Source organism: Iodidimonas sp. MBR-22 (genome assembly GCF_029946565.1).
Lineage (GTDB): Bacteria > Pseudomonadota > Alphaproteobacteria > Sphingomonadales > Rhodothalassiaceae > Iodidimonas > Iodidimonas nitroreducens.
The window spans coordinates 43,228-55,729 of the sequence record NZ_JARKVQ010000006.1 but is presented as its reverse complement, the minus strand read 5'-3'; the positions used below and the strand labels follow the sequence as shown (position 1 = coordinate 55,729).

The window sequence follows — 12,502 nt, the reverse complement described above, 5'->3', positions numbered from 1 at the left end:
AATGCTGCTTTCCTGGCAGCTTATGCAGATGAGGGGCGTTTTCCCTTGCATCCCGGGGCGGCTATGGGTAGGGAAGACGCATTCCGCACATGAGCCGCTGGGCAGGGTGATCGGCAGATCACATCCGCCTTCCGGTGTTTCCCCTTTGGGGAAATATTTGGCTCATGGAGGACGAACCGGTAAAGGAGAAGATTACCATGGCGCTGCCACAATTCAGCATGCGTCAGCTTATGGAAGCTGGCGTTCATTTCGGTCACCAAACCCATCGTTGGAATCCCAAGATGCGCGCCTATATTTTTGGCGATCGCAATGGGATTCATGTCGTTGATCTGTCAAAAACCGTTCCCTTGCTCTCGCGGGCGCTGAAAGAAGCGCGCGATGTGGTGGCGGGCGGCGGTCGGGTGCTTTTTGTAGGCACCAAGCGTCAGGCCTCGCCGATTGTTGCCGATGCCGCCCGGCGTTCGGGGCAGTATTTCGTCAATCACCGTTGGCTTGGCGGGATGCTCACCAACTGGCGGACCATTTCCCAATCGATCAAGCGGCTGAAACAGCTTGATGAAAAGCTGGCCGAGCCGGAGACGGGCTTCACCAAGAAGGAGCGTCTGCAACTCACCCGGCAGCGCGACAAGCTTGAACTTTCGCTTGGCGGGATTCGCGATATGGGCGGCTTGCCCGATCTGATTTTCGTGATCGACACCAATCGCGAAGAAATTGCCATTCAGGAAGCCAATCGCTTAGGAATTCCGGTGATTGCGGTGGTTGATACCAATTCCAATCCCGATGGCGTGACCTATCCCATTCCCGGCAATGATGATGCCACCCGGGCGGTGAAGCTTTATTGCGATCTGATGGCGATTTCCATTCTTGATGGCATTTCTGTGCAGCTTGGCGAAAGTGGCGCTGATATTGGCGAGATGGAAACCGCGCCGGTGGAAGCGGTTCTGGATGATGCCCCGGCTGATGAAATCCCGACGGACGAAGCGCCTGTTGCTGAAGGCACGGACGGCACTGATACCAACGCCTGATCATAAGGAATGAGGGCGGCTGATGGCCTGTTGGCTTTTTGGTCGCCCGCAATCGATCCGGTTCGGGATGTGACGAGACAAGATGCGAAGGAACAGATGATGGCTGAGATTACAGCTTCGATGGTAAAAGAGCTGCGCACCAAAACCGGTGCCGGCATGATGGACTGCAAAAAAGCCCTTGGTGAAACCGATGGCAATCTTGAAGAAGCGGTGGATTGGCTGCGCAAGAAGGGTCTTGCGGCAGCGGCCAAGAAATCAGGCCGCGTAGCTGCTGAAGGCTTGATCGGTGTTGCGGTTTCTGATCGGCGCGGGGCGATGGTCGAGGTCAATTCCGAAACCGATTTCGTGGCTCGCAACGAGCATTTTCAGGCCTTTGTCGGCAAAACTGCCGATCTGGCGCTGGAATTTGGCGGTGATGTAGAAAATTTGAAAGCAGCCGCTTTTCCTGAAGCTGGCCGCACGGTCGAAGAACAGGCAACCCATCTGATCGCCACTATCGGCGAAAATATGTCGGTCCGGCGGAGCGTTTTGCTTGAAGTGCCCGAGGGTTATGTGGGCTCTTATGTGCATAATGCCGCAGCCGATGGCTTGGGCAAAATCGGTGTGCTGGTGGCCTTGAAATCATCGGCACCCCAGGATGTTTTGGAGCCTTTGGCCAAGCATATCGCCATGCATATCGCCGCCACAGCGCCGCAATCCCTTGATGTGGCTGATCTCGATCCGCAATTGATCGAGCGCGAAAAAACGGTTCTGAGCGATCAGGCGCGCGCCTCTGGCAAGCCGGAAAGCATCATCGAAAAGATGATCGAAGGCCGGATGCGCAAATATTATGAGGAAGTCGTGCTCTTGAAGCAGGTTTCCGTTGTTGATGGCGAAAATCGCGTTGAGCAGGTGGTGGAAGCCGCAGCCAAAGCCGCCGGAACCCCCATTGAGCTGATGGCCTTCAGCCGCTTTGCTTTGGGTGAAGGTGTGGAGAAGGAAGAATCCGATTTTGCTGCTGAAGTGAAAGCAGCCGCTGGTTCCTGATCCTTGTTTCTTTGCGGGAAATCATTGATGGCCCGGCGGTCTTTTTGGCTGCCGGGCTTTTTTTCACCAAAAATATCCCGGAACATGGTTTCGCCAGTGGCACATCTCGTCAACTGAAGCTAAGCTCCCGTGCGCATTCGTTGTTCCTGATCTCAAGAAAGCCGAACATGACCATGACCACTTCCCCCAAATATAAGCGCATTCTTCTCAAACTTTCGGGGGAAGCCCTGATGGGGGATAACAGCTATGGCATCGATCCGGCGGTGATTGATCGGATCGCTGCAGATATAAGCGCTGCGCGGGATATGGGTGTGGAAATCTGCCTTGTGGTGGGTGGCGGCAATATTTTTCGGGGCTTATCGGCAGCAGCCAGCGGCTTTGATCGGGCATCGGCCGATTATATGGGGATGCTGGCTACGGTGATGAATGCTTTGGCGGTGCAAAATGGCCTAGAAAAACAAGGGATTTTTACCCGCGTTCTGTCGGCTATTCCCATGTCCAGCGTGTGCGAGCCTTATATCCGCCGCCGGGCGATCCGCCATATGGAAAAGGGGCGGGTGGTGATTTTTGCTGCGGGCACGGGCAATCCCTTTTTCACCACCGATACGGCGGCGGCCCTGCGGGCGGCTGAAATGTCATGCGATGCGCTGCTCAAGGGAACGCAGGTTGATGGTGTTTATACCGCCGATCCCAAAAAAGATAAAACGGCTGAGCGCTATGAAGCGCTGAGCTTCATGGATGTCTTGCGCCAGGATTTGCAGGTGATGGATGCTTCGGCTGTCAGCCTGTGCCGCGAGAATAAAATTCCCATTCTGGTTTTTTCCATCCAGAATCCCGGCGAACTCAGCCGCGTTCTCGATGGATCAGGAACATTCACGATTGTCGGAGAGAAGGACTAGACGATGGCGGACACACTCTTCAAAGACCTCGAACGCCGCATGAAAGGCGCGATCGACAGTTTAAAGCATGAATTTTCGGGGCTGCGCACCGGGCGGGCCAATACGGCGATGCTCGATCCCGTCACTGTTGATGTTTATGGCGCGATGATGCCGATCAATCAGGTGGCCACCGTTTCCACTCCCGAAGCCCGAATGCTGAGCGTGCAGGTGTGGGATCGCTCGAATGTGAGCGCGGTGGAAAAAGCCATCCGCAATTCCGGTTTGGGTTTGAATCCCATGACAGAAGGGGCAACCCTGCGTATTCCGGTTCCTGAATTGAGCGAGGAACGCCGGCGCGAAATGTCGAAAGTGGCAGCGAAATATGCCGAGCAATCGCGCATTGCCGTCAGAAATGTGCGCCGCGACGGCATGGATGATGTCAAAAAGCTCGAAAAAGATGGTGAAATTGGTCAGGATGAGGCCAAGAAATGGTCTGACCGCATCCAGAAGCTGACAGATGATATGATTGCCCAGATCGATCAGGTTTTGGCGCACAAGGAAAAGGAAATCATGCAGGTTTGATGGCCTCCGTTCAACCCACAACCGCGCCTGCGGGGATGGCCTTGATCCCCCGTCATATTGCCATCATCATGGATGGCAATGGGCGATGGGCTGCGGCCCATCATCTGCCGCGCGCGCTTGGTCATCGTCGGGGTGCTGATGCTGTGCGCCGCACGGTTGAGGCCTGCATTGCCGAAAGCATCGAGGTTTTGACCCTGTATGCTTTTTCATCGGAAAACTGGAAACGACCCGCCGATGAGGTGGAAGATCTGATGGCGCTGTTGCGTCTTTATCTGAAGCGTGAAATCAACGATCTGCATCAGAATGGGGTGCGGGTTCGCTTCATGGGTGCATTGAAGGATCTTTCTGCTGATCTGCAAATGATGATCAAAAAGGCTGAGGCCCGAACGATCAGCAATAAAAAGCTGACCCTGGTGATTGCCCTTAATTATGGCTCGCAGGCGGAAATCGTGATGGCTTGCAAGGCTTTGGCGCAAAAAGCCGTGGCGGGAGAGATCACCCCCAATGAGATTAATTGCCAAATGCTGGCCAATCATCTGCAATTGGCTGATCTGCCGCAGCCGGATCTGGTGATCCGAACCAGTGGCGAGAAAAGACTGAGCAATTTTCTTCTTTGGCAATCGGCCTATTCCGAATTACTTTTTCTTGATATTTTATGGCCGGACTTCAATGCTGAAAGTTTGAAAACAGCGATCAGGGATTATCAGGGACGGGAGCGGCGATTTGGTGGCCGATAAAAGGGCAGAGCAAGGGCCGGATGAAAATGCGGATGGGGATGATCCTCTCAGCGATGTCGTGCATATCCAGCCAACGCCTTCGCAATTAATGACAAGGGTGAGCTCCGCGCTCATTCTCATTCCTTTGGCTTTATCCGCTGTTTGGCTTGGCGGCATCTGGTTTGCGGGGCTTTTGGCCCTTGTGGGCGCGGTGATGAGTGTGGAATGGGCCATGATTGCCGGTTTCAACCGTCGTCTCTTGGGCGTATTTTACGGCTTCACAACCCTTCTTGTTGCGGGGTTCATTCTGCTTTCGTCGGAAAAATTGTCCGCTGATCTCGCCTTAAACTCTTTTGCCTCACTTGCCGATTGGGGGCTTTTTACTGCTTGCGCGGGTGGCGTTTTGTTGTTGCTTTCCTTTATTTCTGATCGCTTTGCTCCTTTGAAATGGGGGGGGCTGGCCATTTTCTATTGCTGGACACCCCTTTATGCCCTGATGTGGTTGCGGGCACAGGATGGGGGCTTGTGGCTTGTGGCTTGGGTTCTTTTGGTGGTGTGGGGAACCGATATTGGCGGCTATTTTGTTGGCCGGGCGATTGGCGGTGCCAAACTTGTGCCAAAGATCAGCCCTAATAAAACATGGTCGGGGCTTTTTGGCGGGATGGCTTTGGCGGCTTTGGCGGGCTTGATCGGGGCTTTATGGTTTCATTTTGGCTCGGTTTTTTATCTGGCTTTGGCGGCCGCAGGGCTTGCTGTGATCGGCCAGATTGGTGATCTTGCGGAAAGTGCCTTGAAGCGGCATTTCAATGTCAAGGATTCCGGGCGGATCATCCCCGGCCATGGGGGTGTTCTGGATCGGGTTGATGGCCTTGTTTTTGTGGCACCGCTGGTGGCTCTATTTCTTTATTTCGCGCGATAGACAAAGAGACGATTTATGAATGAGGTTCGCACCATCACGATTTTGGGGTCAACCGGCTCGATCGGATGCAATACATTGTCTTTAATCGAAGACAACCCCCAGGCTTGGCGGGTGCTGGCGCTGACGGCCCATAGCAATGTCGATTTATTGGCTGAACAGGCAAGGCGGGTAGGGGCCCAATTGGCTGTTATTGCCGATCCGGCGAAATTCTCAGCCCTCAAAGATGCCCTTGCCGGTTCTGATGTGCGGGCTGCGGCCGGGCCGGATGCCCTGCTCGAAGCCGCCGATCTGCCTGCGGATTGGGTGATGGCGGCTATTGTGGGGGCAGCCGGTTTGAAACCCACGATGAAAGCCATCGAGCGCGGCGCGATCATTGGTTTGGCCAATAAGGAATGTCTGGTTTGTGCGGGTGATCTGGTGATGAAGGCCGTGCAAACCCATGGCGCCACCTTGCTCCCTGTGGATTCAGAGCATAATGCCATTTTTCAGGTGTTTGATTTCGCGCGTCCTGAAGGCGTGTCGAAAATCATCCTCACCGCTTCGGGCGGGCCTTTCCGTACCCATCCTCTTGCCAGCCTGCAAGATGTCACCCCGCAACAGGCGGTGAAGCATCCCAATTGGGCGATGGGCGCGAAAATTTCCGTGGATTCCGCCAGTATGATGAACAAGGGCCTTGAGTTGATTGAGGCCTATCATCTTTTTCCTCTGGCCGAAGATCGGATCGAAATTCTGATCCACCCCCAATCGGTGATCCATTCCATGGTGGCGTTTGTTGATGGCTCGGTTCTGGCGCAGCTCGGCAGCCCCGATATGCGCACGCCGATTGCCTATTCTTTGGCCTGGCCCGCCCGAATGAAAGCGCCGGTCAAGCCACTTGATCTTGCCGAAATCGCCCGGCTCGATTTTGAAGTTCCTGATCTGGTGCGGTTTCCGGCCCTGCGGATGGCCCGGGATGCCTTGCGCGCCGGGGGCAGCAGCCCAACCATTTTGAATGCAGCCAATGAAATTGCCGTGGCGGCTTTTCTGGAAAATCGGATCGGCTTTCTGGATATCACTTCTATTGTTGAAGAGTGCCTTTCAGCCATGCCATCGGTTGACCTTGGCTGCCTTGATGATGTTTATGAAATCGACAGCCGCGCCAGAGCGCGGGCCGCATCCTGCGTAAACGCACTGGTATAAGGTCCCTTGCCATGGAAACCGGCAATCCCGGATTGATCTTTACGATCATCAGTTTTCTGATTGCTCTCACCATCCTCGTTTTTGTGCATGAATGGGGCCATTATATCGTGGCGCGCCTGTTCAAGGTAAGGGTTGATGTCTTTTCCATTGGCTTTGGTCGTGAAATTTATGGCCGGACCGACAAGAACGGAACCCGCTGGAAATTCAGCATCTTGCCCCTTGGGGGCTATGTCAAATTTTACGGCGATGCCAATCAGGCAAGTCAGGGCACCCCCGATCTTGATCATCAGATGAGCGATGAAGACAAAGCCGTGTGCTTTCATTATAAGCCGGTGGGCCAGCGCGCGGCGATTGTGGCGGCTGGGCCTGTGATCAATTTTCTTTTCGCTATTTTGATCTATTTCGGCCTGTTCGTCAGCATCGGCCAACCGGTGCAGCCAGCCATCATTGCCGATGTTCAGCCCGATATGCCGGCGCAGGGGATTGGATTGCAGGCCGGTGATAAAATTCTGTCTGTGGCTGGCCATAAGATCGAGGACGCCCGCGCCCTGATCCGAACTGTCTCCCTTTATCCAGAGATGACCGTCGATATCATCTGGCAGCGCGATCAGGCTCAATTCAGCCAAAAGGTGACATTGGCTGAAGATGTGCAAATTGACCGATTCGGAAACAAATATCGCCGTGGCCTTTTGGGCGTGGCGCTTGATGCCCCCCAAAGCCTGCAAAGATCGGGGGTTTTTGAAGCCATGGGTGATGCGGTTTCTGAAACGGTGACGATGGTGCGGCTAATGCTTACCGCCACGGGGCAGGTCATCATGGGGGTGCGCTCTCTTGATGATCTGGGGGGGCCTGTGAAGATCGCGAAGGTAACAGGCGAGCAGGCATCACTGGGAATTCTGGCTTTTATTCAATTGGTTGCCCTGATTTCCATCAATCTTGGTCTGGTCAATCTCTTTCCCATTCCCATGCTTGATGGCGGCCATCTGCTCTTTCATATGTTTGAAGCGATCAAGGGTTCGCCGGTGAGCGCCCGCATTCAGGAGATGGGATATATGGCTGGCTTTGCTTTGATCATCAGCTTGATGCTGTTTCTTACTTTGAACGACTTGCAATCCTTGGTGCAGTGAGACAGTCTGCCCACGCACTCGGTGATGAATTTCAATTTCAATTAAGGTATGTGACATTGCGGACGTTCCTGCTTAATCGGGTGCCTTCCCTTGCTCCTGTTCTTTTTCGTGCCCTTTTGGCATCCGTTCTCCTGCTTTGGTCTACGCCTCAGCTAAAGGCTCAGGATCTAAGCGCCACGCCATCCCCCTTTGCCGTTGGTGAAGGCCGGATCGAGGGTATCGCCGTCAGGGGGATACAGCGGATCGAATCCGCCACGGTGGTCTCTTATCTTTCGGTCAGGATCGGCGATCCCTTTGATCCTCGACTGCTTGACGACAGCCTGAAAAGCCTGTTTGCCACGGGCCTGTTTGCCGATGTTTCTTTTGATCGGCGCGGCAATACTCTGATTATCGATGTCGCTGAAAATCCGATCATCAATCGCATCATCTTTGATGGCAATAAACGTCTTGATAATGAAGAACTGAGCGCTGAAGTTCAATTGCGTCCACGGATCGTCTTCACCCGCGCCAAGGTTCAGGCCGATGTGCAGCGGATGCTTGATCTTTATCGGCGTTCGGGCCGCTTTGCTGCGGTGATCGAGCCTAAGGTGGTGCAGCTTCCCCAAAATCGTGTGGATTTGATTTTCGAGATTTCCGAAGGCCCGAAAAGTAAGATCAGGCGGATCAATATCATTGGAAATTCTGCCTTTTCCGATAAGGAACTGCGGTCTGAAATGGCCACTTCAGAGGCGCGCTGGTGGCGGCTTTTCGGCTCGAATGATACCTATGATCCTGATCGGCAGGCGTTTGACCGTGAGCAGCTTCGCCAATTTTATTTCAATAATGGCTATGCCGATTTTCGTGTGGTTTCTGCAACGGCCGAACTCACCCCTAATCGTGAGGATTTCATCGTCACCTTTGTGATCGAGGAAGGGGAAACCTATCGTTTTGGCAAGGTCGAGATTGAAAGCGAAATCCGTGATATTGATGAATCTCTGTTTCGCGCTTTTTTAGGGATGCAGGAAGGCCAGCTTTATAATCTCGACAGGATTACCGGAACCGTTGAACGTTTAACCAATGCCGCCGGTATTTTGGGCTTTGCCTTTGTCACCGTGCGCCCCATACCGCGCAAAAATCGTGAAACCAATACGCTGGATATTACCTTTCGCATTCTGGATGCTCCACGGGTTTATGTGGAGCGGATCAATGTGCATGGCAATGTGCGAACCCGCGATCAGGTGGTTCGGCGCGAATTTCGGCTCGTTGAGGGCGATGCTTTCAATCTGTCGAAGATGGAAAGATCACGCCAGCGGATCAATTCGCTGGGCTTTTTTCGCGGTGCAGAAGTGGAACAGCTTCCCGGCAGCCGGCCCGATAGATTGGTGCTCGATGTTAGTCTTGAGGAAGATGCCACCGGCGAATTATCCTTGGGCGCGGCTTTTTCCAGCCTGGAAAATTTCATTTTTGAATTCAGCATCCGAGAGCGCAATCTTTTGGGACGGGCGCAGGAATTGCGGCTGAATTTCTCGCTTTCCAGCCTGCGTCAGCAGATTGATCTCGGCTTCACCGAACCGCGCTTTTTGGGCCGAAATATCTCGGCCGGCATTGATCTCTTTCGGATCAATCTTGAACAAAGCCGGTTCAGCAGCTTTCGGACCACCACAACAGGGATATCCTTCCGGCTTGGTCTGCCGATTGCTGAACGTGCCGTGCTGGCCTTGCGTTATTCCGTTCGTCGCGATCTTGTGGATATTGGCAATATCGATCCAAATCGTACATCCCGCTTTATTCGCGATCAGTTGGGGGATAATATCACGTCCCTCGTGGGCTATAGCCTGATCTATGATAGCCTTAATCATCCCTTGCGCCCCACACGCGGGCAACGTGCGGTTTTCAGCCAGGATCTGGCCGGGGTGGGCGGCGATATTTTCTATCTTCGCAGTCGGCTTGATTATGATAAATTTGTTCCATTGATCTGGGGCTTTTATGGCCGCTTGGGTGCCGAAGGCGGCTATATACGTGGATTGGGTCAGGATATTCGGATCAATGACCGCTTCTTCCTTGGCGGACCAAGGGTGCGCGGCTTTGATACGGCGGGTCTTGGCCCGGCGGCTGTTTTGTTGGATAATGATGGTAATCCGATTACCGGTTTCCGGCCTGATTTCATCGGCGGTGAAGCTTTCTATCAAGGGACTGCGGAATTATTCCTGCCCTTGGGTGAAGCCGCGCGTGAATTAGGGGTGCAAGCAAGCCTTTATCTGGATGCCGCATCCTTGTTCGAGATTAGTGGCAATACCGAATTTGAGGGAGAAGCTGTATTCGGCGATACAGCCAAACCTCGTATTTCTGTTGGTGTGGGGGTTGCTTGGGAATCACCCTTTGGGCCATTCCGGATTGATTTCGCCAAAATCTTGCAGAGCGAAGAGTTTGACGATACCAAAACGTTCCAGTTCAATGTTGGAACCAGTTTCTAAACAATTTACGACCTGAAATAGAAGGAAGGACGTCTCGTGCTGAAAAAAATTCTAATGATAATGGGGCTGATCACGTTGGCGGGCGCGGCCCAGGCGCAATCAACCCCCAATTCCAAAATCATCGTTGTTGATTTTGATCGCGTATCCCGTGAATCTTTGGTGGGCAAGGATATTGCGGCCCAAACCCAATCCTTCCGTCTTGATCTGGAAGGGCAGGCCCGCGCCGTGCAGCAGCGACTGACGGCCGAAGAAGAAGAACTGACAAAGCAGCGCAGCATCATCAGTCAGGATGCCTTCAACGAAAAAGTGCGGACATTCCAACAAAAAGCGCAAAAAATGCAGGCTGATCTTCAGGGTCTTGACCGTCAAAGCGGGCAGGCCATGCAGCAGGCCAATCTGGAAGTTCAGCGTGCCTTGCGGCCCATCGTGCGTGAAACGATGGAAGCAAAGGGGGCCAATATCGTTCTGGATAAAGCCCTCGTCTCGCATCATGTGGCAGGCTTGGATGTTACCACTGAAGTGATCGAAAAGCTTAATGAAGTTCTGCCAAGCTATGATGTATCCTTGCCTAAAGTGAAAGAATGATCTGAGCTTCAGGCCAGAATCCTGATCCCGCTATGAACGAGAGAGCAAAAATCGAATGAGTGAACTGGATGTCCTTGATATTGGCGATATCGTTCGCAAGATCCCCCACCGCTTTCCCTTCCTTCTGGTGGACCGTGTGAAGGATATTGTCCTCGGTGAAAAAGCGACCGGGATCAAGAATGTAACGATCAACGAACCCTTCTTTCCCGGGCATTTTCCTGAACGGCCGGTGATGCCGGGCGTTCTGATCATCGAGGCCATGGCACAAACCTGCGGGATTTTGGTTGTGCATAGTTTGGGAGAAGAGGCTGAAGGGCGGCTTGTTTATTTCATGAGCATTGATAATGCCCGTTTTCGCAAGCCCGTAACCCCCGGCGATGTTTTGCATCTCGAGGTCGTGAAAGAACGATCACGCGGTAATGTCTGGCGCTTTGCCTGTCTTGGTAAGGTTGAGGGGGCTGTTGTTGCCCAGGCGACCGTTGCTGCCATGCTGTTGGAAAAAGACGCAGGCTAAGCTGCACACTTTTTTTGTGTTTTTAAAAACCGTTATGAAGCCTGAGCTTCATGGCGGTTTTTTATGCGCCAAGCTTATCTATTGAAGATCACCCATTAAAATGGAAAAAGCCGCCAGCAGCGGGTTGGCTGCCAGCGGCTTTTTAGAATGAGCCCCGCGTGAGGCTCAAGAATTTCAGCGTTTTTCGATCGGCACAAAATCACGCTTGGGCGAACCGGTATAAAGCTGGCGCGGGCGGCCAATGCGCTGCACCGGATCGGCGATCATTTCATTCCACTGAGCCACCCAGCCCACGGTGCGGGCAATGGCGAACAAAACAGTGAACATGGAGGTGGGAAAACCCATCGCCGAGAGAATGATGCCGGAATAGAAATCGACATTGGGATAGAGCTTTTTCTCAACGAAATAAGGATCTTCCAAAGCGATTTTCTCAAGCTCGCGTGCCACATCGAACAAGGGATTCTTGATGTTCAATTCATCGAGAACCTGATGCGCGGTTTTCCGCAAAACCGTAGCGCGCGGATCGTAATTTTTATAAACCCGATGGCCAAAGCCCATCAGGCGGAAGGGATCATCCTTATCCTTGGCGCGGGCAATATATTCGGGAATCCGATCAGGCGTGCCGATTTCTTCGAGCATCCGCAGGGCCGCTTCATTCGCACCGCCATGCGCCGGACCCCATAAACAGGCACAGCCCGCAGAAATGCAGGCAAAGGGATTGGCGCCCGAAGAGCCCGCCAAACGCACGGTGGAGGTGGATGCATTCTGCTCATGATCGGCATGCAGCGTGAAGATCATATCCATCGCATCTTCAAGAATGGGATTGACCTTATATTCCTCGCAAGGGACTGAAAACATCATATGCAGGAAATTGCCAGCATAAGAGAGGTCATTGCGCGGATACATGAAGGGCTGGCCCACCGAATATTTATAGGCCATGGCTGCGATGGTCGGCATTTTGGCGATCATGCGATAGCTGGCAATGATCCGCTGACGTTCATCACTGATATCGGTGCTATCATGATAAAATGCGGCCAATGCGCCCACAACACCCACCATCACCGCCATGGGATGCGCATCGCGGCGGAACCCGGTGAAAAAATGATTGAGCTGTTCGTGCAGCATGGTGTGATAGGTGATGTCGTGGATGAATTTCTCTTTTTCTGTCTTGGTTGGCAATTCGCCATAGACCAGAAGAAAGGCAACCTCCATGAAATCGCTTTTTTCAGCAAGCTGTTCAATGGGATAACCCCGGTACATCAACTCGCCCTTATCACCATCGATATAGGTGATCTTTGATTCGCAACTGGCTGTCGAGGTAAAGCCGGGATCATAGGTGAATTTACCGGTTTTCGCATAAAGCTTGCGAATATCCACGACATCGGGGCCAACTGTGCCTGATTTCAGCGGCATATCGAAATCAATCCCGTCACCTTTCAGTGTCAGAACCTTTTCATTCTCACCGCGAGCGGATTTGGTACTCATAGGGTATCTCTCC

General features: G+C 53.1%; 12 protein-coding genes. 11 read left to right on the top strand and 1 reads right to left on the bottom strand.

Translation table 11 applies throughout. The features are described from left to right. Positions 1–197 precede the first annotated feature (197 nt). The 11 genes from rpsB (at position 198) to fabZ (ending at position 11,004) form a co-directional block, all read left to right on the top strand. Entirely contained in the window at positions 198–1,025 is an 828-nt protein-coding gene (rpsB, locus tag QK300_RS06250) for a 30S ribosomal protein S2 (protein WP_348651837.1), read from the top strand. Between the two features lie 99 nt (positions 1,026–1,124). After that, the gene (gene tsf, locus QK300_RS06245; RefSeq protein ID WP_281300900.1) at positions 1,125–2,051 is read left to right on the top strand and encodes a translation elongation factor Ts; all 927 of its coding nucleotides are present in this window, start codon (positions 1,125–1,127) and stop codon (positions 2,049–2,051) included. A gap of 173 nt (positions 2,052–2,224) precedes the next feature. Continuing rightward, on the top strand, positions 2,225–2,950 hold the full coding sequence (pyrH, locus tag QK300_RS06240) for a UMP kinase (protein WP_348651841.1): 726 nt from the start codon (positions 2,225–2,227) through the stop codon (positions 2,948–2,950). A 3-nt stretch (positions 2,951–2,953) separates the two neighbouring features. Further along, a complete protein-coding gene (frr, locus tag QK300_RS06235) occupies positions 2,954–3,511 on the top strand; it encodes a ribosome recycling factor (RefSeq protein ID WP_042084224.1) in 558 nt (185 codons plus the stop codon). Next, complete coding sequence (locus QK300_RS06230) at positions 3,511–4,248, top strand: isoprenyl transferase (RefSeq protein ID WP_281300902.1); 738 nt, start codon at positions 3,511–3,513, stop codon at positions 4,246–4,248. The genes frr and QK300_RS06230 overlap by 1 nt, the downstream gene beginning before the upstream one ends. Then, the gene (locus QK300_RS06225; protein WP_281300903.1) at positions 4,238–5,146 is read left to right on the top strand and encodes a phosphatidate cytidylyltransferase; all 909 of its coding nucleotides are present in this window, start codon (positions 4,238–4,240) and stop codon (positions 5,144–5,146) included. Before QK300_RS06230 ends, QK300_RS06225 begins: the two co-directional genes overlap by 11 nt. Before the next feature lie 15 nt (positions 5,147–5,161). Continuing rightward, the gene (locus QK300_RS06220; RefSeq protein ID WP_281300904.1) at positions 5,162–6,325 is read left to right on the top strand and encodes a 1-deoxy-D-xylulose-5-phosphate reductoisomerase; all 1,164 of its coding nucleotides are present in this window, start codon (positions 5,162–5,164) and stop codon (positions 6,323–6,325) included. Between the two features lie 11 nt (positions 6,326–6,336). After that, positions 6,337–7,452 (top strand): RIP metalloprotease RseP, encoded by a 1,116-nt coding sequence (gene rseP, locus QK300_RS06215; protein WP_281300905.1) that lies wholly within the window; start codon positions 6,337–6,339, stop codon positions 7,450–7,452. A gap of 50 nt (positions 7,453–7,502) precedes the next feature. Further along, positions 7,503–9,905: an outer membrane protein assembly factor BamA gene (bamA, locus tag QK300_RS06210; RefSeq protein WP_281300906.1), complete on the top strand. Its 2,403-nt coding sequence runs from the start codon at positions 7,503–7,505 to the stop codon at positions 9,903–9,905. Between the two features lie 60 nt (positions 9,906–9,965). After that, a complete protein-coding gene (locus tag QK300_RS06205) occupies positions 9,966–10,490 on the top strand; it encodes an OmpH family outer membrane protein (RefSeq protein ID WP_281300907.1) in 525 nt (174 codons plus the stop codon). 55 nt (positions 10,491–10,545) lie between these two features. Continuing rightward, complete coding sequence (gene fabZ / locus QK300_RS06200; RefSeq protein ID WP_281300908.1) at positions 10,546–11,004, top strand: 3-hydroxyacyl-ACP dehydratase FabZ; 459 nt, start codon at positions 10,546–10,548, stop codon at positions 11,002–11,004. Between the two features lie 174 nt (positions 11,005–11,178). Here fabZ and QK300_RS06195 read toward each other — a convergent pair whose 3' ends face one another. Beyond that, a complete protein-coding gene (locus QK300_RS06195) occupies positions 11,179–12,489 on the bottom strand; it encodes a citrate synthase (protein ID WP_042084243.1) in 1,311 nt (436 codons plus the stop codon). Positions 12,490–12,502: the final 13 nt, after the last annotated feature.